The organism is Microbulbifer sp. YPW1 (assembly GCF_013367775.1).
Taxonomy (GTDB): Bacteria; Pseudomonadota; Gammaproteobacteria; order Pseudomonadales; family Cellvibrionaceae; genus Microbulbifer.
In genome coordinates this window covers 4,354,056-4,379,240 of record NZ_CP055157.1, presented here as the reverse complement: position 1 = coordinate 4,379,240, position 25,185 = coordinate 4,354,056, and the positions used below count along the sequence as shown (strand labels likewise).

Below are 25,185 nucleotides of genomic sequence, written 5' to 3'. Positions count from 1 at the left end.
ATATATACCGCTGAATGTTTTTTCTGATCGGGTATTTCTATGACAACTACAGTGGCGTTTATCGGGCTCGGTGTAATGGGTTTCCCCATGGCGGGCTACCTGTCGCGCGCCGGCTACCGGGTACAGATCTACAACCGCACCGGTAGCCGGGCCAGTGAATGGCTGGAAACCTACGCTGGTGAAGCATTTACGACACCCGCTAAAGCCGCCAGCGGGGCGGAATTTGTTTTTGCCTGCGTCGGAAACGACGATGACTTGCGACAGGTGACCACTGGCAGTGACGGTGCTTTTCACGGGATGGCATCCGGCAGTGTTTTTGTCGACCACACTACCGCATCAGCCAACGTTGCCCGTGAACTGGCAGCGGCGGCCGCCGAGCGGGGCATCGGGTTTCTCGATGCGCCGGTATCCGGCGGCCAGGCGGGGGCGGAGAACGGCGCCCTGACCATTATGGTGGGCGGCGATGAAGCCAATTATCAGCGTGTGACGCCGTTGTTGAATAGCTATGCGCGGGCACTCAATCTGATGGGCCCGGTAGGCAGTGGACAGCTGTGCAAGATGGTCAATCAGGTGTGTATTGCGGGGCTGGTGCAGGGGCTTTCCGAAGGGCTGCATTTTGCCCGCGCTGCCGGGTTGGATCCCGAGCAGGTGGTGGAGGTCATTTCCAAGGGCGCCGCCCAGAGCTGGCAGATGGAAAACCGCTATAAAACCATGCTGGCCGGTGACTATGAACACGGGTTTGCGGTGGATTGGATGCGCAAAGATCTGGGAATCGTACTCGATGAGGCCCAGCGCAACGGCGCATTACTCCCGGTTACCGCGCTGGTGGACCAGTTTTACAGTGAAGTGCAGGCACTGGGCGGTGGTCGTTGGGACACCTCCAGTCTGTTTGCACGTTTGACCAACCTGCGGGACTTTGAAAACAGCGGGTCTTGATTTGCGTTTCCGCCGGTCGTTCGGCCGGCGCCATTTCCCCATTCCATCCTTGAACCTTCAGGTAATTCCGTGAAAGTGCTTCTGCTTTCCGCTTACGATGCCGACAGTCACAAGCGCTGGCGGCGCGGCCTGGTGGCCGCCATTCCCGACTGGCAGTGGACGGTGCTCAGTCTACCGCCACGTTATTTCAGCTGGCGGGTGCGCGGCAACAGCCTCAGCTGGGGCAGGGGAGATGCCCTGTCGATCCTGCGCCAGCCCTGGGATTTGATTGTAGCCACGTCGATGACGGACCTCTCTTCGCTGCGCGGGCTGGTGCCAGAATTGGCCAGAGTCCCCACGGCGGTGTATTTCCATGAGAACCAGTTTGATTACCCGCGCAGTGAAGATGCGGTGCCCTCGGTAGAGCCCCAGCTGCTTAACATTTATACCGCGCTGAGCGGGGACCTGCTGTTGTTCAATTCTGAATACAACCGCAATACCCTGCTGCAGGGGGCGGAAGCACTGCTGCAAAAATTGCCCGACCATGTGCCCGCAGGTATCTGCCGGGAGATTGCGGACAAATCCAGGGTGCTTCCGGTACCGCTGGAGCGTGACGCCTTCATGGTCCCGCCGGACAAGCCGGCGCGTCCAACCTTCATCTGGAATCACCGCTGGGAGTACGATAAGGGCCCGGATATCCTGCTGGCCGCAGTGCGGCGTTTCGGGCGTCAGCAGATTCCATTTACCCTGCATGTGGTGGGGCAGCAATTCCGGCGGCAACCGTCGGAGTTCGCCCATATCCGGAAGTTGCTCGACAAGCTGGGCGCGCTGGGTGCCTGGGGGTATCGACAGAGCCTTGGGGAATATCGCCAGCTGCTGGGACAGAGCCACGCCGTGATTTCCACCGCACGGCACGATTTTCAGGGGCTGGCGGTACTGGAGGCGGTAGCGGCGGGCTGCCAGCCGCTGGTGCCGGATAATCTCGCCTACCCCGAGTGGTTCGGGCGGCGGGGCTGGCGCTTCTCCGACGATGTGGAGTCCTGTGCAGCCAACCTCAGCAGCGCCATGCTGCGCTGCGCGAAGGGGATCGAAGCCGGTGAGGTGGCGCCGGTACCGGATATCTCGGATTTCAGTTGGGACCAGATGAGGGTGCAGTACCACACGCTGCTGAGCGAGTGTGCCAGCGGGCAGGTCAAATCGACCTGAACATACAACCCCCCGCGGGAAACGGGTATCATTCGGCCCTGATTCGCCGATTGACGATTAGCAAGAACGGAACCTCTAGGATTTATGAGCAAGCAGCGTGTACTTACCGGCATTACCACTACTGGCACTCCCCACCTGGGTAACTATGTGGGCGCGATTCGCCCGGCCATTGCCGCCAGCCAGGAAGAAAATAACCAGTCCTTCTATTTTCTGGCGGACTACCACGCGCTGATCAAGTGTCAGGATCCGGAACAGGTTCACCAGTCCACCCTGGAAATCGCCGCAACCTGGCTGGCCCTGGGGCTGAATACCGACAATGTGATTTTCTACCGCCAGTCCGATATCGTTGAAATCCCTGAGCTGACCTGGCTGCTTACCTGCCAGACCGCCAAGGGCCTGATGAACCGCGCACACGCCTACAAGGCTGCGGTGGATGCCAACCGCGATGACGGTCAGGATTCAGACTTCGGAATCAATATGGGACTGTACAGCTACCCGATCCTGATGGCCGCGGACATCCTGATGTTCAATGCCAACAAGGTGCCCGTAGGCAAGGACCAGATTCAGCATATCGAAATGGCGCGGGATATCGCTGCGCGTTTCAACCACCACTACGGCGAGCACTTTGCGCTGCCCGAAGCGGTGGTCGATGAGCATGTTTCCGTATTGCAGGGCCTCGACGGCCGCAAGATGAGCAAGAGCTACGGCAATACCATTCCGTTGTTCCTGCCGGAAAAGAAACTGAAAAAGCACATCAACAAGATCAAGACCAACCTGTTGGAGCCGGGTGAGCCGAAAGATCCGGATACTTCTACCGTATTCCAGATCTGGCAGGCGTTTGCCACACCCGAGCAGACCGCGGAAATGCGCAAGGCATTTGAAGAGGGAATCGCCTGGGGCGAGGCCAAGAAACAGCTGTTTGAACTGATCAACGGGCAGATTGGTGAAGCGCGCGAGCGCTATGAAACCCTGCTGGCCAATCCGGCGCAGATTGAAGAGGAGCTGGAAAAAGGCGCAGAAAAGGCGCGTGCCTATTCCCGTCCTTTCCTCGCTAAACTGCGCGAAGCGGTGGGTATCCGCAAGATTGGCTGATACGCTGACCTAGCGCTTTACTCCTGAGCCCACTATCCAGTGGGCTCATTTATTTTGCGGGCCGGTATTTCCGGTTCCGCGCTCCCTCTCAGCGTTGCCGGCCTGTTTTTCTCCGCGGTTTGCCGGGGGCGCGGGCCAGCCCTCCCTCTGTTGACCCGGTTTTCCATCGGATTCGTCGGTCTGGTCGTGAAATAGATGTACCTGGGTTTCAAACGGCATATCGATACCCGCTTCATCCAGCGCTTCTTTTACCGATTGAATGACCCGAGCCCGTATATGGGTGACATCGGTCTGGGCACTATTCGTCCACCAGCGGGCGCGAATGGTTACCCAGCTGGCGGCGAGCTCCCACGGCAGGGCTTCCGGCGCCGGTGACTGCTGAACGCCTTCAACCTGTGTCACCGCACTGCGGATAACGTCACACGCCTCGCCGATACTGTCGCTGTAGCCAATTCCGATTTCAAAATCGCTGCGTCGTTTAGTGTGGGCGGTTTTTACCAGCACGGCGTTGGTGTAGATGTCACTGTTGGGCATGACCACCCGCTGGCCGTCGTAGGTGTCGATGAGGGTAGCGCGGGTTTCTATGCGGTGTACGGTGCCCTCGAAGTCTGCGACTTTGATCTGATCGCCGATTTCAAAAGGCTGGCGCACGAGAATGAGCAGACCAGCGAGCCAGTTTTGCAGAATATCTTTGAACGCAAAGCCGATGGCCACGGAGCCCACGCCCAATCCGGCGATCAGGTCACCGGGCTTGAGGCTGGGCATGACAATGGTGGCGGCAAGGAGAAAGCCCACCAGTATCACGCTCCACTTGACCAGGCTACCCAGTACCTCTCCCAGATTACTCCGGTCTCTGCGGGTGAGATGCCGCCGCACAACAAACCGGAAAATACTGCCAAGAATAAAGGCAATCAGTAATACCAATAGCGCGACGGTGAAGTTGGGTATCAGTTTGATCGCACCATCCACCCAGCTGTCGACCTGGTCTATGGCGGCACTGTAGTCCGCAGAAACACTATTCTGCTGTCCGGCTTCGCTAGTTTGAGCGCCTGTGTTCTGCATCGTGAAAAATCTGCGGCAAGTGGTAAATCAGCCAGGATTGCTCAGGCGTATATCCAGGGCAAACTCGGCACTCTCTCCGTTCTGTGCTGCGCTGCGCATCAGGTAGATCAGAACCTTGTAGGTGCCGTCTCTCGGCAGGGTCACGGAAAAGCGCGAGTGCTGGCCGTGGCCCCGGTGCAGTGCGCGCGGAGCCGCAGGTGCGGTAATACGGTAGCCCGCCCGGGTATTACTGCTGTGCACGTCAAGCTCTAACGATTGGCCGGTTTTGGCATCGATCAGGTATTCGATGGCCTGGTGGCCATTGATGGTCGCGGTAACCCGCGCAGTCTGGGTTTGGGGGGCGGATGCGGGGCTGTCGCTATGAAGCTCCACTCTTTCACGCAGGGCGTGGCTAACGCTGGTATCGGCAGCCGCGGGCAGGGCGCACAATAGTAGCTGCACCAGCAGCGGTGCGCAGAGTGAATGTCGGAGCAGCAGGTTTATTCGCACTGGTAGCCCTGATAAAGGATCAATCAAGGCATCCAGTGTAGATTCGCGGAGGGGCTAATAGTCGTTTAGTCGTTCTGCCAGCCATTTTGCCGGCAGATTTAGGCGTTCAGTAGACTTTCCTGGCCTATACGCCGCTATGCTGTTCCGTCTCTCGTTGGAAACGGCCATGCTGGAGATAGTGGATTACCTGCCGGATGACCTTTGGGTTTTTCATCATGAAAACGTGGGTGACCGGCATTTCCAGGTGATCTTGCATCCCTTGCAGGCGTGTGCGCGATACGGTGACCTTTCCGTCATCCTTGCCCGGAAGCATGCCGGAAAGGATCGGATTGATGCTTTTGGTTCCGGCGATGATACCGACATCAAAATTCGCGCCTCCCAGTGTGTTCGGAACACTCATTTTACCGCTGCCGAGCTGCAGCCCCGCATCGCCGAAGATAAAGTGGAAACCGGGGAAACTGCCCAGCTTGTCCACCACTTCACTGCCCTGATTGGGTGGGCCCAGCATGACCACCCGTCCCAGGTTTTCAATATTCACCCGGCTCAGGTACTGACGCACCAGAATGCCACCCATCGAGTGGGTGACAAAATGCACCTGCGATGCTGGCGCATTGTCATCGCCTGTTGCCCGGGCGCATTCGTCCAGGGCGGGGGCGATTGCCGGGCCGGCGAGCTTTTCGATGGGGAAATCGGTCGAAGGGTAATTCACATTGACCGCGATATACCCTGCCTTGTCGATGGCCCGTTCCAGCTTTTCCATCGAACTTTCGGATTTGGCCAGTCCGTGCAGCAGGATCACGCAGTCATTGGTTTGGGAGGGCGCGCCCAGCGTGGGCCTGGCAAGCGTCGATAGCAGGCCGCATAAAAACACCGCGGAGATTTTACCAATGGGGAAATACTGCGTATTTAAGCGAGTAGCCATAAAAGGAAACCGGTGTCTGAATGGATCAACACCGATTCTACCCGCTTCAACCACCAAAAATCACGGCGTCTGGAATCAGGTAGTACTCCTGCTTCCCCGCCGCCAGCCACCAGTTGTCTCCCTGGCGCTGCCAGTTCAATGGGCTGCCGTCGTCGGTGCTGAAGCGGTCGTTGGCAAAGTAGAGCACCCGCTGGCCATGCTCTTCTATTGGTTTGCGGGTTCTGATTTCCGCCGAACCGGGCGCGCGCTTGACCTGCATGGGGCACTGGCGGCGGAAGTTGGGTTCTCCGGCAGAGCAGGGCAGATATCCGCTGGCATCGTAATCCCAGGCGATGCGACTCCGGCCGCGTTCGGAGCTGGAGTCGCTGCTGTTGGCGCTGTCGATATCCACACGCAGCTTGAAGTCCGCCGATTCATCGCGTCGGGCGGCGCTGCGCATCATGTAAACCTGAATGGTATAGGTCCCGTTTTTGGGGAGTGTGGCAGCGTAGCGATCACCATTGGTGGAGCCGATAAATATGGCGGCATCACCGGGGCCGCTGCCCGGCGCATAAACATTGAAATAGGTTGCCGTATGGTTGGTAGATAGCTTGACCACCATTTGCTGGCCCGCCTTGGCGGTGACCTTGTAATTTACCGTGTTATAGCCGGTGATATTGCTTGAAACTGATGTTCCGGTGGCACCTTTGGTAAAGCGCAGGACTTCGGTGCGGGCTTCGTCGGCCCAGGTGAAGTTGCAGAGCAGGGCAAAAATTAGCGCGCTCACGAGCTTTGATGGGGTCATAAACTGCATAGTTCCTCCCGCCAGTGGCGCGGTCAGTCGAAATTACGTCACTGGGTTTCAGTGTAGATCAGCGCCAGCGAAACGCTGATTATTGGCAGTGCGCTGAAAGCCGGACTGTTATCTGAGGTATTAATTCGTGTCCGCGTCGCGAGCGAGCGGGTGCAGTAGATCCACAAACTTTTGCGGATTGTCCGGTGTGACCACTATGGTGCGGATGGGAAGTCGGATAACCACCGTGTGGGAAATGTCGGTAGCAAAGGCGCGGTAGCGGCCCAGTTTCTGGTTGCGAAACAGGCCGGTAAAGCCAAACAGGCCACCGTTGCCAAAGATCCGGATGGACCCCCGGGTTGCATCCGGCTGATGGGAGACCGACTGCAAATCCTCCAGATTGACCCGCGTGCGCCAGCCCGGCCTGTGCACAATAAGATAGTGATCCTGCAGGCTGTAACCGCGCACGGAAAAAAGTGCGCAGAGGGCGAATATCGCCAGCGGCATCCAAGTACCCACCTGATACATCCAGGGGGGATTTTCTGGCGCTCTCGCCAGCAATACCGCGCTGATGCCAAACAGAATGACACCGCACAGGGACGTGATCAGCACCAGCTGGCGCCCCCAGGGAGCAGAGAATACGTGCGGGGCGGTTGGCTGAGTGGTCATAGGCTTGTATCCGGCGGGATGGAAAGGGGTTGCCCCAGATTGTAATCCCTGACCGGGAGCGGAGAAACACCCGGTCACCCCAGCGGCAAAATCCGCCTCCCGGCGCGGGCTTCGGGTTGCTATACTCCGCCCGCTTCAAATTGGCACCATTTTTCTGGAGAGATTCATGTCAGATGCACTTTGCGATATCGGTTTTATTGGCGCGGGGGTCATGGGGAAAAACCTGATACTCAACCTCGTCGACAACGGATACCGCGTATGCGCGTTTGACCTGGACCACGGGCGGCTCGAGGCGCTGCTGGAACAGGATGCCAAAGAGCGCGGCGACCAGCCGGCCCGGGTTGAAGTCTGCAATTCCTACACTGAGCTCCTGTCGCGGGTGAAAGCGCCACACCTGGTGATTCTCTCCGTTCCCGCCGGTGCGCCGGTAGATGACGTGTGCAACAAGCTGCTCGATGCCGGGCTGCAGGCGGACGACATCGTGATCGATACCGGCAACAGCTTGTGGACCGACTCTGTAGAACGCTGCAAGCGCTACGAAGGCAAGCTGATCTTCTTTACCACCGCCGTATCCGGCGGTGAAGTGGGTGCTCGTTTCGGACCGTCGTTGATGCCGAGTGGCGACCGCTATGCCTGGGCGCGTATTGAGCCGGTCTGGCATGCCATTGCCGCCAAGGTGGATCCTGCAACCGGACAGCCCATCGAGCGTTTCGAGCCGGGCAACCCGGTGGTAGAGGGCGAACCCTGCGCTGCCTATATCGGCCCCATCGGTTCCGGGCACTTTGTGAAAATGGTGCATAACGGTATCGAATATGCCGATATGCAGATGATCTGCGAAGTCTACGATGTGATGCGCAGTGCCCTGGAGATGACCCCGCAGGAAATTGCCGGAGTCTTCCGCGAGTGGAATAAAGGGGTGCTGAACAGTTACCTGATCGACATCAGTGCCGAAGTGCTGGACACCCTCGACTCTGAAACCGGTAAACCGCTGGTGGATGTGATTCTCGATCGCGCGGGGCAGAAGGGAACCGGCCTGTGGACCGCGGTTGGCGCACTGCAGGTGGGCTGCCCGGCGCCAAGTATTGCGGAAGCGGTATTCGCCCGCTCCCTCTCTACGCGCAAGGTGTTGCGCACCCGTGCGGCCAAGAAGCTGGTGGGACCGGACGTAGCACCGTTGCCCCAGGAGAAACGCGAGGAGGTCATCGAGCAACTGCACGACGCGCTGTATTGCGCGAAAATCTGCGTGTACGCACAGGGATTCGACCTGATGAAGCTCGCGGCTCGGGAACAGGGCTGGGAGCTGAATTTTGCCGAGATCGCCAGAATCTGGCGGGCAGGCTGTATTATTCGCGCGGTATTCCTGCAGTCCATCAGCGATGCCTACGAGCGGGATACCAAGCTCTCGAACCTGCTTCTGGACGACTTCTTTATCGATCAGATCGCAAGCCATCAGGGCAACTGGCGCCGGGCCGTGGCCGATGCCACCATCGGCGGTATTCCTGTGCCGGCACTGTCTTCCGCGCTCAGTTATTACGATGCATTCCGTCGTGAATCGCTGCCGGCGAATCTGTTGCAGGCGCAGCGCGACTTCTTTGGCGCGCACACTTTCTCACGTGTGGATCGCCCGGAGCAGGAGAAGTACCACGTGCTGTGGAGTGAAACGGGAAGACCGGTCAAAAAACTCTGAGTCCCGGCCTTCAATATCAATCTAGTTTTTCGGCTTCAAAGCGCAGCTTGGCCTCCCGTTTCAGGGTGGCCAGGAATTGGTTGAACGGTTTAATTTCCTCTACTGGAACATAGCGAGCGGGTATTTCCAGTCTGGAAATGACTTCGAGTTCCTTGGGGGATATTTCGTGGACGGACCGTGAAAGTGAACCGTACTTGTGTTTCAGGTCCAGTGTCTGCCCGGGGAAGCTCAACGCCCAGAGTTTTCCAAGGTCAAACGCATAGCGGGATTCCACGCTGAGTCCGGGAAACTGGTAGCCATAGTGCTCGTTGTCGATGACCAGGCTCTGCAGCTCGTCCCGCATCCAGCTGTCATATTCGGTATAGGCCAGATTCGCTTCCGGATCCGACAGGGGTTCGTATTGGACTTCGGACTGAATCAGAAGCTCGGGCGCGATTTGGTCGGAATGGGTAAATGAAAACTGCGGTTCCTTATCGGAGCCGTAGACTTCCTGATACTGCTTCTGCGCCCATTCAATTCGTTCCTCCGGTGCCCGGGCAGAGAGTATCGAACGCATTGAGCCCGCATACTCCCCGGAGTACTTTCGCGTCGTCTTTTCTATTTGCCCACCTTTCTCGTCGAATGCAATTTCCGTATTGGCGTCCATCTTCCAGCGATACTTGTTCAGCGGCAGTGTCACTGGCTCCGTGACTGGTTTAATCGGTAGCGCAGCGCTGCCCTGAATCCAAGCGGGAAGCGCACTCCAGTCGGTGTCAGTATCGGTGGCGTCGATGCAAAAGTTCATTTCCGGCTGGTCATTACATACGATCACGTGGTCGAAGTAATTCGTTGCGGGAAGCGTCAGGTTGGCCAGGCTTTTGCGCTCGGTCGCTACCAGAACCGGAATGGGGTTCAGTCCAAGTCTCTGCAACAATTCCAGCAATAGCGCCGATTTGTCCTTACAGTCTCCATAGCGATTGTGCAGGGTCTCGTGAATATTGTGCGGGGTGATCGCATTGCCGAGCCCGGACATGGAGTTGTAGCGGATTTCTCGGGAGACAAACTGGTGGATTGCAGAAATCTTTGCTTCCAGCGAGGGCTGGTCTTCTGTGAGCGTCGTAAAGAGCTTGTCGACCTCCGCCGAAGACACCCGGGCATCATCGAATTTGTTTTGCATCAATGTGGCGATATCTGTCCAGGGTAAATCCCCTTCGGTAACCACCAGCTGATTGATCACGTCCCGCCAATAGACGGTGTTATCTCGCTTGAGTGCCGCTATCTGTTTGGCTGCGCATGTAATGGTGCCGGATTCGGCACTGCAGTGAAGTGCATCACTGGCATTCTGGTACTGCAGGTCGACACCGGGGGCGCTGCTGACCTGGACGTGGTAGTTCTGGTACTCGTAGGTGCCCCGGGGATAAAAAATTCTCGACCATGGCGCTTCCAGTTGCGACTTGTCCGTGATGACTTCGTAATCGACAAAGCTGAGACCGCCACTGGAAAGTCCCGGTATTGGAATCACCGCTATTTTGGTGTCGGTGAAGGTATTGTATTGATTCGATTCCACCACCTGGATGTTGGCCGGGTCGAACACCTGAATGTTCCCATCCGGGGAAATGGACCCCGCGGAGTGGATGGTGAGCCGCTCATTACCCCGGTTGAAGTAGATGAGCTCGTTTCCCTGTTCTTCAATTTCACTGGAAGTAGCGTAGTAGGTGACGGTCTGGATTCTGGATCGTACTTCCGACTCGCCAACGTGGATATCCGCTCGGAATCCCGCCAATGTGTATCTGGATGGGACATCGCCAAGCAGATACTCCTTCGAGAAATCCATCAGCGCCTGATTAGTCTCCCCGGTCCAGCTGATGTTGTCTTTGGAGGATTCCGCAGCAGATACATCGGAGCTCACCGGCAATACGAATGCCAGCGGCAGTAAGAAGGTGGTTACGATAGATTTCATAGTGGGCGAAATCCTTTCTCCGTACTTTGATAGTCGGCAAGCGAGTGCGCGAAATCGGCTTTCGTGGCAATAAGTTGTCCGTAGAGTTCGTAAATTCCCTGATCCGTTTCGATGGATCTGCTGGTTACAAGCACCTTGTTACCCAGTAGTGATCCTTCACAGGTGAGGGAAGCCATAATTTGGCTGCCGGTATGATCGCCACCATCGAGGAACTCACGATTTTCCTTACAGCTTGTTTGCATAAACTCGGCAGAGGCCTCTTCGGTGCGAAATGCCGAGATCTGATCCAGAGAAGATTCTTTTCCATGCGGGAAAACCACGAAGTAGGCGTCGGTATTGGCACCTTCCAATTCCATAAGTGCCGTCCCGTCTGAGTGGGAACCGATTTCTACGCGCGCCCAGTGGTCACCCTTAACTTCAATGGAAAACGGGTGTCCCTCTTGTGAAGCAATGTCCCCGTTGTTTAACTGCTGTAATTGGTTCCCGCCAAAGAGCTGTGTGTAGAACAGCAGAACGCACAGCAGTATGGTGGCAACCGGCAGGCAGACTACCGAGATGACCCACTCAATCGCATGGAAGCGTCGTGCAGGGATGGAGTTTTCTGACAGCTGTTCCCAGTATGCGCTGCGGATACGGTTTACCCGCGTGTGCAAGACCGAAAAGAGGACAGTACCGACGAAGAAAACAGCAACAAACCATTGATCGGAATTGGGTACTTTGTCGGCGATATTGATCAGCAGGGTTACTAGCCACATACCGATCAGCCAGGCTCTTTTCCATCCGCCCCAGGCGGGCGGCAGTTGGCAGCGGGTTTCTGCATTCTCGAGTAGTCGTAGTAGTCGGGGGTAGGCGAAGAATTGGGCCAGAAGGAAGTAGGGAGTGAGAATCCACCAGCCGGGAGAAACCGGTTCTCGATTGATCGTTCGGCAGTCTTTCGTCAAGCGGTACAGATAGTAGGAGAAGTAAAGGCCGAAGGTGGCTATAAACAGCACAAGCTCCCATCCCACTGCTCTCGGTCTGGCGACACTTAGGGGGTCGATCTTGTCGAGCTCGGTTTGCGACAGGCCGCTGCGGTCAGCAACCGGCTTGGAAGCGTCCCAGCCGGATCCGGGGGGGACTTCTGGAGTGGAAGCCGAGGCATTGGTGGACATGAATAGTCTTCCTTCCCTGATTGTTATTCTTGATTGTCCCCGAGTATCTCAAACCTCGATCTTTTTTGCGATTGGAGGGGTAAAGGCATAGCAGCCGAGACTAAACTAGCGGCCATCCATGGCCGTGTTGCGTTGCCGCAGTTGCTATGTAACCAGGTGGGAATGAGCCTACTTAGACCACTTCTTCCACTTCCGCCGCCAGCTGTTGTTCGCTGTCTGCACGGGAGGCGCGGGCGACGATCTCGTCGACGCTAGCAGTGTCCGTATTGAGGCCGCCAAATGCGGTTAGCAGATCCTTGAGCAGTGCGGAGATCTCCAGGGTCATCACCGAGAATTCGATGTCAAAGCGTTGGGCTGCGTTGTCTGCGTCCGCGTTGTCGGCCTTTTCGGTAACCGCGTCGCTGAACTTCAGGCGCTTGATGGAAAGTTGGTCATCCACCATCAGCTCGACACCTTCTCGCCATACCAGCCCGAGCTTGTGCACCTGCATGCCCGCCACCAGGTGGTTGTGGATCTCCTCAGCGCACAGATCCTGGTTTTTACAACGGATCACGCTGCCGGATTCCTGTGGATCGCGCAGTTCACACTCGTGGCCGAACTCGAAATTGGGCGGCGCTTCCGGCGCAGTGAGCCAGTGGGTCATGGACTGCTGGGGAATATTCTTCGCCGCCAGCGGTACCACGGAGAGGCTACTGATGGCTTCCCGCAGGTTCTCCAGCAGCTCTTCTGCGGCCTTGGCGGAGGAGGCGTTGACCACGATCCAGCCATCCTTGGGATCGATATAGGCAAATTGCAGGCGGGAACGGGCGAAGGCCTTGGGGCGCATCTCCAGCAAAACCTCGTCTTTGAGGTTCTGGCGTTCCTTGCGACCGACACTGCGGGCTTCTTTCTCCGAGATAGCCAGGGCCATCTCCTCTACCTTCTCATTGATCACCGCAGCGGGGATCACTTTTTCCTGCTTCTTGGCACATACCATCAGGTAGCCGTTGGCGGCGTGTACCAGTTCGCTACCGTGACGCCCCAATGGCGGAACCCAGCCGTAGCGGGCCATATCCTGGCTGCCGCAGGGCACAAAGGCGTCTGGCTCCAGAAGTTCGTTCAATTTTTCAGCAGAAAGTGTGAATTCGCGGGTAAGTCGGTAGACGCGCAGGTTTTTAAACCACATACAGCAGGCCAATTGTCGGGTTGAAAATTTGGCCGCGCATTATGCGATGTATACAACGCGGGAACCAGTCAAAGTCGGGACCGGTGGTTCCCGGTAAGTCTCACGCAGCCGTATAAAATTTGAGCGTTATGTTTACAGGTCCAAGCTGCCTTTCTGGCTTTGTGCGTAGACGGTATAGGGAAGCGCGACGGTGTCTGTGGCGGCCGAGAATACGCTGTCGACCAGATAAACCCCGACCATTGGAAGGAAATAAATGGAGCTGCCATTGGAGTTCAACTTGCACATATTGTAGGCAACACCGCTATAGACACGGGGCACACTGACGCAGCCAGAGTTTTGCTTTTTAAGGTTGCTGGCAATCTCGGCGTCGGAGCTGCTCAGGGTGGTAACGGTGCCGCAGCCAGACAGCGCGATAAGGGACAGAGCAACAAGAAAATATTTCACAGGGTTTCCTTTTTTGTTGGTGTGGGGGTTCGGACATCAGCCGTCAAACAATGTTCAGGATTTCCGCGGGGTGGGCGAACAGGTGGGCCGGATCGTGCTCGTCGAGCTCCGCGCGGGAGCCGTAGCCCCACAGAACCCCGGCACAGGGGAGCTGATTTTTTGCAGCGGCGGACAGGTCGAAATGGCGATCGCCAATCATCAGGGATCGGGTAGTGATCCTGTTCTCTGCGAGCAATCCCTGCAGTTGCTGCCACTTGGCGATTCCCACATCACCGCCGCTCACAAACTCGAAATAGTGATACAGGTCGAATTGCTTGAGGATACGTTCTGCAAAGTCAGCGCGTTTGGAAGTGCATACCCCGAGTCGAATACCATCAGCTTGGCTGAGGCGTTCCAGCATCTCGCTAATACCGGGATACAGGGAATTTTCCGCGTAACCGGTATCCGAATAACGTTCCCGGTATTTGTCTACCAGGGCCCGGATATGCGTGCTGTCTTCCGAGCCGGTGAGCTTGGCCAGGGTAACTTCCAGCGGCGGGCCAATATATGGCGTCAACTCGCTGGCAGTACGCGGCGCGTAATCGTGAGCGAGCAGCGCATGATTCATGGAATTCACAAAGCCTTCCGCCGGGTCGCTCAGGGTTCCATCCAGGTCAAAAAGCAGCCATTGATAAGCAGGCATAAGTCTCCTTCATAGGTTTCGTGTGCGACGCTACTGGCAGAGGTTGGCAAAGGTGCCGCGCGTCAGTGCGAGCAGGTCTTGCGGTGCGAGTTCTATCTCGAGCCCCCGGCGGCCAGCGCTAACGAACAGGGACTCATGGGCTTTTGCAGAATCGTGCAGGAATGTAGGCAGGGGCTTTTTCTGCCCAAGGGGACTGACACCACCAAGTACATAACCGGTGGATCGCTGCACAAGCTGCTTGTCCGCCATTTCCGCTTTTTTGGCACCGGCAGCCCTGGCGATCAATTTCATACTGAGCTGGGATTCCACAGGGATAATCCCCACAGCGAGCTGCTTCCCGTCAAGGCTCACCACCAGAGTCTTGAAGACTTGTGCAGGGTCTACTTGTAACTTTGTCGCAGCTTCGAGTCCATAGGAATCCGCGCCGGGATCGTGGGCATATTCGTGAATACTGTGGCGAATCCTGGCCTTTTTAGCCCTGTTGATAGCGGGTGTCATACTGTGTGGGTATCAGATTTTTCCCCATTTTGTCTTTAATAGCCCGGGAATACAAAATGCGCAAATTTTGTCGTAAAGAAAGTGCCTGATGGTGGCTTTCCTGATCCGGAGCATTATTAGCTCCGGTCCTTCAGGCTCATTCACTGGCGAGGCTGGATGCAGACGCTAAAACTGATACCCGAGATGTATCCCGATAAACGTCCCGTTCCTGAAATAGCTTCTTACATTGTCTTTACGGTACTGCTTTCCGATATTGGCACCCGCGAGAAAACCGGACTGACTGGCGCCACTGAAGTAATACGTGTAATTGCCGTACAGCGCTACCTCATATCCGTCCTTTCGGATAGTGGGTTCATCTAGCCCGAAATAGCCCGCTGGATAGTAAGCATTACCGCCGTCTACGGTCCGGGTTCTCAAAGCAATCCCGAGTCCATGCTTTTCATTCAGGGCGCGTTCCCAGCCCAGTGTCAGGCCGATGTCTGAATCCTCGATGTGGGCGAGACCGGCTCCGGCATAGAAGATGTCATCATTTGCTTTTACCGAGTATTTCAAGCCGGCGAATCCGCCGTATGGTGTGCCCATGCCAATTGCGATCTTGGATTCACTATTGGCCATTGCGATACAGGGAAAGAGAGCGAAAAACAGGTAGAGTGCTTTCATAGTAGGGGGCGTTCTTCACGTTGTTATCGACGGGGTAGGACTGGTGTTTTGGATTTAAGTTCCCTTTATGGTCGTTTTCGGGGAATTAAATTTTTTTCGGGGTGGTGCGAAGGTCCTGTTCTCAGGCTTTGATCTGCATGCGGCAGATACAAAAAAGCCCGGCATTGAGGCCGGACTTGGACGCGCTATCAGCGCTGAGGAATGGCCTCAACTACCTTCAGGAAGTAATTCCAGAAGTTGCCCACGCTTTCGATATGTACCCGCTCTTCCGGAGAATGGGCGCGGCGGATGGTGGGGCCGAAGGAAACCATATCCCAGTGAGGGTAGGGTTTGGCCAGCAGGCCGCATTCCAGGCCAGCATGAATCACTTTTACTTTCGGATCTGCGCCTTCCATCTCTTTGTACACGTCTTTCATCAACGCCAGCAGCGGGGACTGCATATTCGGCGTCCAGCCCGGGTAGGCGTTGTCCAGAGACGCTGCGGCGCCGGCGAGTTCAAATGCCGCCGCAACGTTGAGGCCGTGCTGGTCGCGGGCGCTGTCGGAGAGGCTGCGCACCAGGCACTGGATACGCACGCGGCTGGCGCCGTCTTCGGTCTCGGTCACCACGCGTGCCAGGTTGTTGGAGGTGTCCGCAATGCCCTCCAGTGCGGTGCTCATCCGTTCGACTCCGTTGGGGCAGGCGCGCAGTGCGAGGATCAGCTTGCGCTGGCTGGCACTGTCCATAACGCTATCGGGTGCTTCGCACTCCTCCAGGGTGATATCCAGTTTGGCTTCGTTGTCGAGTTCTGCCTTGATGATCGCGATCTGCTGCAGGGCAATCTCCATCAGGCGGGCGGCATTGTCCACAGGTACGGTGATGACGGTAAAGGATTCGCGCGGAATCGCATTGCGCAGGCTGCCGCCGTCAAGGCTCGCAATGCGCAGGGCCGCCAGTTCGGTTTGTGCGGCGTCGATAATACGGTTGGCAATTTTGTTGGCGTTGCCGCGGCCCTTGTCGATATCCAGCCCGGAGTGGCCGCCGCGCAGGCCGCGCACGCTCAACTTGAAGGCTTTGTGGTCTGCAGGCACCGGTTCTGCGGTGTAGGGCAGGGCGACGTTGACGTCCACGCCGCCGGCGCAGCCCACGTAAAGCTCGCCTTCGTCTTCGGTGTCCAGGTTCAGTAGCAGTTCCGCTTCGAAATGGCCCGGCTGCAGGTTCTTGGCGCCGGTCATGCCCGCTTCTTCGTCGATGGTCAGCAGGGCCTCGAGCGGCGGGTGGGGAATATCAGTGGATTCCAGTAGTGCCAGAATGGCCGCGACACCGATGCCGTTGTCCGCGCCCAGGGTGGTGCCCTCGGCTGTCACCCACTCGCCGTCGATGTAGGGCTTGATGGAATCTGTCAGGAAATCGTGATCCGTGTCCGCATTTTTCTGCGGCACCATATCCACGTGGCTTTGCATCGCCAGTATTTTGCGATCTTCCATGCCCGGTGTGGCGGGTTTCTTGATGATGATATTGCCGATCTGGTCCAGCTTTACATCGAGGCCACGGGCATTGGCAAAGTCCAGGATATACGCCACCACCTTGTCCTCGTGCTTGGACGGGCGGGGGATTTCACACAGCTTGGCAAAGTGTTTCCACAGGGGTTGCGGGTTGAGTTCGGCAATGGTGGACATGGTGGTTCCTTGATCTTGACCGTGGATAGGTAAATCCGGATGGGCCGGAGACGGCCGCGGAGCTTTTGGCTCCGCAGCTGGAAGTCTAGTCTGGGCATGCGCGAGACCGGTCACCCGGTGTCACGGGTTGGCGACTTTACTCTGCACTGGTGCTTTCACTGGCCAGTTCAAAAGCAATGCGGCGTTTTTCTGTGTCGACCGCGGCCACTTTCACCTGAACCTGTTGATCCAGTTGGAAGGTTTCTTCGCCGCGGGTGATACGCAGGCGCTTGCCGTCGAATTCGAACGGATTCTTTTTGCTGTTGAAGCGGACAAACCCGTTGATGCCGAATTCATCGAGGCGCACACCGATACCCGCACCGTTGACCAGGGTGATGGTGCCGGTGAACTCTTCGCCGGTTTTGCCTTCCAGGAACTGGCAGAACAGCCATTGTTGCAGGGCGCGATCTGCCTGGCGGCCTGTGCCGACGCTTTGCTGTAAGGCTTCGCTTTGCTCATCGTCCAGGGCCGGCTGGGTTTCTCCCTGCTGGGCGGCGCGCAACACCCGGTGGTTGTGCAGGTCGTTGAATTTGCGGATCGGTGAGGTGACGGTCGCATAGTGTGCCAGACCCAGCCCCAAATGAGCGGCGGCACTATTGCTCAGTTCACCCGGGCGCAGCATGCGCTTCAGTACGGCGAGAACGTTGTGCATTTCGGTATCGCTGTGGGATTCCAGCTCTTTCACCAGCTTCAGATAGACGTCCAGCTGATGCAGGTCCTGCTCGGCATACTCCGGCAGTGTTTCTTTCAGCAGTGCGCGGATTTCTGCCATGCGTTCGTCGCGGAAACCCAGGTGGATAGAGAAGCAGCCAGCCCCCAGCTCGGCGAGCTTTTCACCGGCAGAGATATTTGCAGCCAGCATGGCTTCTTCCACCATGCGCTGGGCTGCAGTGCGCTGCTGCTTTTCAATGCGCTCGATCTTGCGCTGATCGTTGAGGATGAGGTCGTAATCCGGGCGGTCTTCCATTACCAGCGAGTGGCCGGCGCGATACGCTGCGCGGGCTTTGCTCAGGACGTCCAGACGACGGAGGCTGTCGTGTTGCTCAGCGGGTACTGCAGACGCATCGCCCTCGATAAATTGCGCTACCTGGGCATAGCTCAGTTTGTGCTGCGAGCGTATGGCGGCAAACTCGTAATCGAAGCCTTTCAGGGCGCCATCTTTACCCACTTCAATACGCATCACCAATACCGGGCGCAGTTCACCGGCAATCAGGGAGAAACTGTTTTCACACAGGTTTGCGGGCAGCATGGGCAGGGTTTCGCCTGCCAGATAGACGCTGTTGGCGCGCTTGCGGGCTTCTTTATCCAGCGCAGAGCCTGCCTCGATCAGGCTGGAGGGGTCGGCCACCGCGATGTGCAGGGTCCAGCCGTCGTCGGATTCGGTGACGGCAAGGGCGTCATCCATATCTTTGGTGGTTTCCGCATCGATGGTGACAAAACCCAGTGCTGACAGGTCGTTGCGCTCGGCGCAGAGTGCTTCCAGCCGTGCCGGGATGGATTCCGCCTGTTGCAGTGCTTCCTTTCCAAACTGGTTGGGCAGTCGATACTGGGCGACCACAAAGGCGTGCTCGATACCGGCGTTATCCGGCTTGCCGATTACGGTTTCCACTTTCGCCTGGGACTTTCCGTCCTTGAACGGGTGACGGGTGAGTGAGCAGGCGATGAATTCACCCGGCTGTGCTTTGCCGCGGGCCTTTGGGGGCAGGAAAATCCAGCGCGACAGGCCGTGTTCGCTGGGCTGGATGAAGTGGCCCTGGCCGCGCTGGACGTACTGGCCCACCAGATATTTGAGGCTGGACTCGACCAGCTGATCAAGTTCAGCGGAAAGCTTGCCATTGTCCTCTTCGGTCAGGCTGACCCTTACCCGATCCCCGGGAAATACCCGGTCCATCTCCGCCGGCGGCAGGAATGCCTCGCGCCCGTCGTCCAGCACCACAAACCCGAACTTGCCACTGCTGCCGCGTACGCGCCCCTCGGCAAATTCCTTGGTGGAACGGATGTCGGTCTTCAGCTGGGACAGCTGTTTCAGGGCGTCGGCGTTGAGCATGGAAGTATCTCTGTTACTCGGGGTAGGTCTGTTAGGGCGCGGATTCTACCAGACGGACGGTGACAGGCCAGCGCAGTCGCCGCAGGCGGGTGCTTGCAGTGAGGAAGGGGCCGTTCACGGGGTGGGGCATCAATGTTGTGCAAGAAGTGACCAGTGCGCCGATTTGGTTTTCGCGGGTGTTCTCATCCCAAAAATAATGAAATTTTAGGATGAGTTCGATACTTATTGGTCTGTGACTGCAAAGAATGCAATGCCCATAAGTGCCCAGTGGCTATATTCTAAGAGCCTACAATAAAACACGGTTGCGGACAGAGCTGACACAATTGGCCGCGTCTGGCGCCGACGTAAAACCGGCCTCCGGAGAGGATTGTTATGAGTATTTTTTCCCACCCCGCCTACGATAATCACGAAGAAGTCGCCTTTTATCACGACGCAAAAAGTGGTCTGAAAGCGATTATCGCGGTGCACAACACCAATCTGGGGCCGGCACTGGGTGGATGTCGCATGTGGCCCTATGCGGACGACTCCGAAGCGCTGAATGATGTTCTGCGTTTGTCACGTGGCATGACCTACAAATCTGCCATGGCCGGCCTGAAGCTGGGTGGTGGCAAGTCCGTCATCATCGGTGACCCCCGCAAAGAGAAAACCCCCGAACTGCTGCGCGCCATGGGCGACTTCCTCAATACCCTGGGTGGCCGCTACATCACCGCGGAAGACTCCGGCACCAGTGTTGAGGATATGAAAGTTATTGCCGAGCGCAGTAAATTTGTTTCCGGCGTTATCGCGGGCCAGGAACACGGTGGCGACCCGTCCCCGTCCACCGCTTATGGCGTGTTCGTGGGCCTGAAAGCGGCTGTTGCACACCGCTGGAACCGTACCGACCTGAACGGCCTGAAAGTTTCCATCCAGGGTGTGGGCAATGTGGGTTTCCGTCTGGGTAAATTGCTGAAAGATGCGGGTGCGGAACTGTTCGTTACCGATATTTTCCAGGACAACATTGACCGTGCGGTAAACGAGCTGGGTGCCACCGCCGTTGGCGCCGATGAAATTTTCGACCTGGACGTGGACCTGTTCGCCCCCTGTGCCCTCGGTGCAATCCTCAATGACAACACCATCGACCGCCTGAAGGTCGGCGCCATCGCCGGCGCAGCCAACAACCAGCTGGCCGAAGAGCGCCACGCACAGGTGCTGAAGGATAAAGGCATCCTGTACGCGCCGGATTACGTGATCAATGCCGGTGGCATCATTGATGTGTACTACCAGCAGATGGGCCAGGAGCTTGGCGAATACAACGCGGCGCAGGTGAAGGCGCATATCGAGACCATTGGCACCACCATGGAAGAAGTTTTCCAGCGTGCCGATGAATCTGGTGAGACCACTGCCCATGTTGCGGATCGTATCGCTGAAGAGCGTTTCGGCCACAAGGATGCGCTGAACAAGGCAGACTCCGCAGCGGCCTGAAAGGGACGCTGAACTCTGTGCTCTGCAAAGCCAACTGTTAAAGGTCCAATACGTGTGACCGGTAAGGCCGCCTGGCGGCCGATCGAATCTCCCTGGCGATGACATCGTCTCTCTGTGAAGTATATTTCGGGCGCCACGGCGCCCGTTTTTTTTGCCTACACTTGCCTGCATTGAACGGATGCAAAATCAGGATAAGTGACAATGAAATTGCGAAGTGGTCTGGTACCAGTCGGCTTGTTCGTCTTATTGATGTCGGCTGGGATGGCCGGTTGCGACCGCGATGGGGAGGGCGGTGAGCGTTCCGAAAATGTGCACAAAGCCCTGCGCATGGATAAGGAAGCTGCTGCCAGCAGCAAAGCCGCAGCCAGTCGTAATGGTGCTTTTGTACAGCCCCCAAAAATCGAGCTGCCGTATCACAAGGAAAAGTTAAAAAACGGCCTTACCGTAATCGTGCATGAGGATGATAAGGCGCCGGTGGTGGCAGTGAATATCTGGTACAAGGTCGGCTCGAAAGATGAGGTCCGCGGCAAAACCGGTTTCGCCCATTTATTTGAACACCTGATGTTCAACGGCTCGGAGAATTTTCCCGGCGAGTACTTCGAACCCTTCCAACGCTCCGGTGCCACCGATATGAATGGCACTACCAGCAATGATCGCACCAATTATTTCGAAACCGTACCGGTGGGCGCACTGGATATGACGCTTTGGATGGAGTCCGATCGAATGGGGCACTTCAAGGGTGCCATCAGCCAGGAGAAACTCGACGAACAGCGTGGGGTAGTGAAGAACGAAAAACGCCAGGGAGAGAACCGTCCCTACGGCCAGGCATTCGACCTGATTGCCGAGAATACCTTCCCATCTGACCATCCATACTCCTGGACCACCATCGGATCCATGGAAGACCTTGATCAGGCCAGCCTGGAGGACGTCAAACAGTGGTTTTCCGATTATTACCAGCCCGCTAATGCCATCCTCGTTATCGCCGGCGACATTACGATCGAGGAGGCAATGAAGAAAGCGCGCGAGTATTTCGGCGATATCCCCAGCACCTCGGTCCCGGACGAGTTGAAGAATTGGGAGCTGCCGATCCAGGTCAACAAGCGCCTGGTAACTACGGATCAGGTACCGCAAACCCGTATTTACAAAGTGTGGAATGTACCGGCGATTGGTAGTGACGAAGAAGACGCACTGGACCTGCTCACCTCCCTGATGGCCAATCGCAAAAATTCCCTGCTTTACCGCCGGCTGGTGCGTGACGAGCAAGTAGCCACCAGTGTCAGTGCGTTTTACTACGCGCGTCAGCTCGCCGGCCAGATCATCGTGATGGTGGATGTGAAACCGGGGCAGTCCGTGGAAGAGGTCGAGAAACTCCTCAATGACGAGCTGCGCGAGTTTGCCAGGACGGGTGTGAGCGAGGAGGAGTTGCGCCGTATCAAGCAAAGTGAGTTTGCCAGTCTGGTGAAAGGGCTGGAGAAGATCGGTGGCTTTGGCGGCAAGACCGATCTGCTTGCGCGCTCGGAGTTTTATTACGACGACCCGGGAGCCCTGCTCAATGGGATCGAGGATTACGCCAAGGTGTCTGTGGATGATGTACAGGATGTGGCGCAGAGGTGGCTGAAGCCCAACCATTTCACCATGATCATTACGCCGAAAGAAAAGTTCGAAGTCACCGGTGAGGATGTGGATCGCAGTAAGTTGCCGGCGGTAGACAAGACAGTCGAGCTGGATCTCCCGGAGCAGCAGTCCTTCACCCTCGATAACGGCCTCAAGGTGGTGCTGGCGGAGCGGCACGATACCCCGGTGGTGTTCATGCGCCTGCAATACCGCAGCGGTGCCTCTGCCGATGGCGAGCAGCCGGGACTGGCATCGGTGGTGGCGCGAATGTTGAGTGAAGGGGCAGGGGATTTCGATAGCCTCGCGTTCAGCGCGCGTCAGGAAGAGCTGGGCGCGGCTATTGGTGCGAGCAGCGGTCTGGATTACAACTCGCTCAGTTTCAGCGCCCTGAAAACCCAGCTGGAGCCTTCGCTGGAGCTGTTTCGGGATGTGATTTCCAATCCCCTGTTCCCGGAGGCGGATCTGGCCCGGGTGAAATCCAACTGGCTCGACTCCATTCGTCAGGAAGAGGCTCAGCCCCAGGGGCTGGCCATGCGCAAGCTGCCGCCGTTGCTGTTTGGGGAGAATCATCCTTACGGCGCGCCCCTTACCGGTTCCGGCACGCCGGAGGCAATCCAGTCGATTACCCGCGAAGACCTGGTGAATTTCCACAAAACCTGGCTGAGACCAGATAACGCGCAGCTGACGGTGGTGGGGGATGTCACCAGGGACGAGATCCAGAAACTGCTGAACGATACCCTCGGTGGCTGGGATGCCCCGAGCGACCCGCTGCCGGCACTGGATATTCCTGTGGTGCAGCGCCCGGAAAAGGCGCGCATTTTCCTGCTCGACCGGCCGGGTGCGCAGCAGAGCTATATTATGGCCGGACTGGTCATGCCGCCGTGGCAAGCGGAGGGGGCCGAGGCGTTTGATGCGATGGCCTCAGCCATAGCCGGCAAATTTACCTCGCGGATCAACATGAACCTGCGCGAAGACAAGCACTGGTCCTATGGCGCGCGCGCGGTATCCCTGGACACCGAGGCGCAGCGGCCGTATATCGTGTTCGCGCCGGTGCAGACCGACAAGACGGCACCCGCGATGCAAGAGTTGCTCAAGGAATACAAGGCGTATCTGGGCAAGCGCCCGATAAAAGAGGGCGAGTTGAAAGACTATCAGGACGATGAAGTTCTGAAGCAGAGTGCGCGCTTCCAGACCAAGGGGCAGTTACTATCCAGTATCGCCTGGCAGATAGAGAAAGGATTGCCCGCGGAATATATCGCCAACTACCCGCAGCGGGTTAGCGCATTGACCCAGGAGCAGGTGGCGGCAGCGGCCAAAGAGTACCTTGCACCGGGCCAATTCACCTGGATGGTGGTGGGTGACCTGAGCAAGATTCAGAAGCCCATCGAGGAGCTGGGAATCGGTGAGGTAGAGGTGCTCCCAGCAGCGGAATAGCGCTTCTTCGTGGAGTTGTAAAAGCCCGGCCCTTTGTGCCGGGCTTTTTTTATGGCGGCTGGATACGGTAAATTGTGTTGCCGCGGTGCTGTGACCTCATATCTGCCAAAGCCCGCGAGCAATACAATAAACAGGGCCTGTCCCATTCCGCCCGAAAAACTGGATACTTCATGATCACACCCAAAATAATTTCAACGCGTGCGAAAGGTGTATTTCACGGCCTGCTGGGAATGTGCCTGGTGGCATTTGCGTCCCTGGTCCAGGCAGAGAATATCGCCGTCCACGCCGGTTGGCTGTTCGACAGTGAGGGCGGTCGCCTGCTCGAAAAGCGCACGGTACATGTCGTGGACGGCAAGGTGGAATCGGTGGAGCGGGGGTTTACCCAGCGTGATGGTGAGCGCGTGATCGATCTCAGTGGGTTTTCTGTTTTGCCGGGGTTGATGGATATGCATACCCACCTGGCCTACGAATACGGCCCGCGTACCTATACCGAGACCTTTACCTGGAACCCGGCGGATTACACCCTGCGCGCGGTCAATACCGCTGAGCGCACGCTGATGGCCGGTTTTACCACGGTGCGGGATCTGGGGGACAACAGCAATGTCACGGTAAGTCTGCGCAACGCCATCAATCGGGGTGAGATAGCGGGGCCGAGGGTATTTACTGCGGGCAAGTCTATTGCGACTACCGGTGGTCACGCAGACCCTACTAACGGCTATCGCCACTCGTTGATGGGTAGCCCTGGGCCGGCGGAGGGCGTCGTCAACGGTGTGGCCAGTGCCCGGCAGGCGGTGCGACAGCGCTACAAGGACGGCGCGGACCTGATCAAGATTACCGCAACCGGCGGCGTACTGAGTGTGGCAAAAAGTGGCCAGAATCCGCAGTTCATGGAGGATGAGGTTGAAGCGATTGTCGCCACAGCAAAAGACTACGGATTTACGGTAGCGGTACACGCCCATGGCAAAGAAGGAATGGAGCGGGCGATTCGCGCGGGTGTTGATTCCATTGAGCACGGCACCTACATGGACAACAAAACCATGGCGCTGATGGTCGAACACGGCACCTGGTATGTGCCGACCCTGATGGCGGGGGATTGGGTGACCCAGAAAGCGGCTATTGATGGATTCTTCCCGGATATGGTGCGCAGCAAGGCGGCGAAGATCGGCCCGCTGATTCAGGGCACATTTTATCGTGCGCATCGCAAGGGAGTGAAAATCGCCTTTGGCACGGATACCGGTGTCAGCCGTCACGGAGACAATGCCAAGGAGTTTTCGCTGATGGTGCAGGGCGGGATGAGCCCGGCCGATGCCATCCGTGCGGCCACCTGGAATGCGGCGCAGCTGCTCAACGCCCAGGATGAGCTGGGCAGCGTGTCAGCGGGGAAGTGGGCCGATATGGTGGCGGTCGTGGGCAACCCGCTGGAAGATATCTCTACCCTGGAGAAGGTGCGGTTTGTGATGAAAGGCGGGGTGGTTTACAAGCAGCCGGAATAGGCGGGAGTGTTACGGTTTTCCAGGTAGTACCCATAGCTCACACACAAAAATCCCGGCAACTGCCGGGATTTTTGTGTGTGAAACTG

Annotated in this window: 21 protein-coding genes; 7 read left to right on the top strand and 14 right to left on the bottom strand. The window is 57.2% G+C overall.

Annotated features, from left to right (window positions below):
• Positions 1 to 39 precede the first annotated feature (39 nt).
• The 3 genes from HUW35_RS17815 to HUW35_RS17805 all read left to right on the top strand — a co-directional run bounded on the left by HUW35_RS17815 (position 40) and on the right by HUW35_RS17805 (position 3,213).
• On the top strand, positions 40 to 936 hold the full coding sequence (locus HUW35_RS17815) for an NAD(P)-dependent oxidoreductase (RefSeq protein ID WP_181253555.1): 897 nt from the start codon (positions 40 to 42) through the stop codon (positions 934 to 936).
• A 69-nt stretch (positions 937 to 1,005) separates the two neighbouring features.
• A complete protein-coding gene (locus HUW35_RS17810) occupies positions 1,006 to 2,121 on the top strand; it encodes a DUF3524 domain-containing protein (protein ID WP_181253554.1) in 1,116 nt (371 codons plus the stop codon).
• An 84-nt stretch (positions 2,122 to 2,205) separates the two neighbouring features.
• On the top strand, positions 2,206 to 3,213 hold the full coding sequence (locus HUW35_RS17805; protein ID WP_181253553.1) for a tryptophan--tRNA ligase: 1,008 nt from the start codon (positions 2,206 to 2,208) through the stop codon (positions 3,211 to 3,213).
• 45 nt (positions 3,214 to 3,258) lie between these two features.
• Here the strand turns inward: HUW35_RS17805 and HUW35_RS17800 are convergent, their stop codons facing one another.
• From HUW35_RS17800 to HUW35_RS17780, 5 genes are all read right to left on the bottom strand, one after another.
• Positions 3,259 to 4,275 carry a mechanosensitive ion channel family protein gene (locus tag HUW35_RS17800; protein WP_181253552.1) on the bottom strand — a complete coding sequence of 339 codons (1,017 nt, stop codon included), beginning with the start codon at positions 4,273 to 4,275 and terminating at the stop codon, positions 3,259 to 3,261.
• A 27-nt stretch (positions 4,276 to 4,302) separates the two neighbouring features.
• A complete protein-coding gene (locus HUW35_RS17795; protein WP_181253551.1) occupies positions 4,303 to 4,764 on the bottom strand; it encodes a hypothetical protein in 462 nt (153 codons plus the stop codon).
• A gap of 124 nt (positions 4,765 to 4,888) precedes the next feature.
• Positions 4,889 to 5,740: a triacylglycerol lipase gene (locus HUW35_RS17790; RefSeq protein WP_255463370.1), complete on the bottom strand. Its 852-nt coding sequence runs from the start codon at positions 5,738 to 5,740 to the stop codon at positions 4,889 to 4,891.
• Positions 5,733 to 6,479, bottom strand: coding sequence for a PPC domain-containing protein (locus tag HUW35_RS17785; protein WP_181253550.1), 747 nt, complete (start codon positions 6,477 to 6,479; stop codon positions 5,733 to 5,735). The genes HUW35_RS17790 and HUW35_RS17785 overlap by 8 nt, the downstream gene beginning before the upstream one ends.
• Before the next feature lie 120 nt (positions 6,480 to 6,599).
• Positions 6,600 to 7,127, bottom strand: coding sequence for a PH domain-containing protein (locus HUW35_RS17780; protein WP_181253549.1), 528 nt, complete (start codon positions 7,125 to 7,127; stop codon positions 6,600 to 6,602).
• A 166-nt stretch (positions 7,128 to 7,293) separates the two neighbouring features.
• On the opposite strand from HUW35_RS17780, the gene gndA reads away from it, so the two are divergent.
• On the top strand, positions 7,294 to 8,814 hold the full coding sequence (gndA, locus tag HUW35_RS17775) for an NADP-dependent phosphogluconate dehydrogenase (protein ID WP_181253548.1): 1,521 nt from the start codon (positions 7,294 to 7,296) through the stop codon (positions 8,812 to 8,814).
• 16 nt (positions 8,815 to 8,830) lie between these two features.
• Here the strand turns inward: gndA and HUW35_RS17770 are convergent, their stop codons facing one another.
• The 9 genes from HUW35_RS17770 to HUW35_RS17730 form a co-directional block, all read right to left on the bottom strand.
• Positions 8,831 to 10,753 (bottom strand): DUF3857 domain-containing protein, encoded by a 1,923-nt coding sequence (locus HUW35_RS17770; protein WP_181253547.1) that lies wholly within the window; start codon positions 10,751 to 10,753, stop codon positions 8,831 to 8,833.
• Positions 10,750 to 11,904 carry a hypothetical protein gene (locus HUW35_RS17765; protein ID WP_181253546.1) on the bottom strand — a complete coding sequence of 385 codons (1,155 nt, stop codon included), beginning with the start codon at positions 11,902 to 11,904 and terminating at the stop codon, positions 10,750 to 10,752. The genes HUW35_RS17770 and HUW35_RS17765 overlap by 4 nt, the downstream gene beginning before the upstream one ends.
• A gap of 172 nt (positions 11,905 to 12,076) precedes the next feature.
• The gene (rdgC, locus tag HUW35_RS17760; protein ID WP_181253545.1) at positions 12,077 to 13,069 is read right to left on the bottom strand and encodes a recombination-associated protein RdgC; all 993 of its coding nucleotides are present in this window, start codon (positions 13,067 to 13,069) and stop codon (positions 12,077 to 12,079) included.
• 132 nt (positions 13,070 to 13,201) lie between these two features.
• Positions 13,202 to 13,513 carry a YceK/YidQ family lipoprotein gene (locus tag HUW35_RS17755; protein WP_181253544.1) on the bottom strand — a complete coding sequence of 104 codons (312 nt, stop codon included), beginning with the start codon at positions 13,511 to 13,513 and terminating at the stop codon, positions 13,202 to 13,204.
• Between the two features lie 43 nt (positions 13,514 to 13,556).
• The gene (locus tag HUW35_RS17750; RefSeq protein ID WP_181253543.1) at positions 13,557 to 14,195 is read right to left on the bottom strand and encodes an HAD hydrolase-like protein; all 639 of its coding nucleotides are present in this window, start codon (positions 14,193 to 14,195) and stop codon (positions 13,557 to 13,559) included.
• Between the two features lie 30 nt (positions 14,196 to 14,225).
• Positions 14,226 to 14,693, bottom strand: a complete 468-nt coding sequence (gene ybaK / locus HUW35_RS17745) for a Cys-tRNA(Pro) deacylase (RefSeq protein WP_181253542.1) — start codon at positions 14,691 to 14,693, stop codon at positions 14,226 to 14,228.
• A 165-nt stretch (positions 14,694 to 14,858) separates the two neighbouring features.
• Complete coding sequence (locus HUW35_RS17740) at positions 14,859 to 15,353, bottom strand: hypothetical protein (protein ID WP_181253541.1); 495 nt, start codon at positions 15,351 to 15,353, stop codon at positions 14,859 to 14,861.
• Positions 15,354 to 15,541: 188 nt separating this feature from the next.
• A complete protein-coding gene (locus HUW35_RS17735) occupies positions 15,542 to 17,011 on the bottom strand; it encodes an aminoacyl-histidine dipeptidase (protein ID WP_181253540.1) in 1,470 nt (489 codons plus the stop codon).
• Positions 17,012 to 17,147: 136 nt separating this feature from the next.
• Positions 17,148 to 19,097: a VacB/RNase II family 3'-5' exoribonuclease gene (locus tag HUW35_RS17730; protein ID WP_181253539.1), complete on the bottom strand. Its 1,950-nt coding sequence runs from the start codon at positions 19,095 to 19,097 to the stop codon at positions 17,148 to 17,150.
• A gap of 372 nt (positions 19,098 to 19,469) precedes the next feature.
• On the opposite strand from HUW35_RS17730, the gene HUW35_RS17725 reads away from it, so the two are divergent.
• The 3 genes from HUW35_RS17725 (at position 19,470) to HUW35_RS17715 (ending at position 25,099) form a co-directional block, all read left to right on the top strand.
• Positions 19,470 to 20,558: a Glu/Leu/Phe/Val dehydrogenase gene (locus tag HUW35_RS17725; protein WP_181253538.1), complete on the top strand. Its 1,089-nt coding sequence runs from the start codon at positions 19,470 to 19,472 to the stop codon at positions 20,556 to 20,558.
• Positions 20,559 to 20,759: 201 nt separating this feature from the next.
• Positions 20,760 to 23,606, top strand: coding sequence for a pitrilysin family protein (locus tag HUW35_RS17720; RefSeq protein WP_181253537.1), 2,847 nt, complete (start codon positions 20,760 to 20,762; stop codon positions 23,604 to 23,606).
• 170 nt (positions 23,607 to 23,776) lie between these two features.
• A complete protein-coding gene (locus HUW35_RS17715; protein WP_219932619.1) occupies positions 23,777 to 25,099 on the top strand; it encodes an amidohydrolase family protein in 1,323 nt (440 codons plus the stop codon).
• The last annotated feature ends 86 nt before the right edge of the window (positions 25,100 to 25,185 follow it).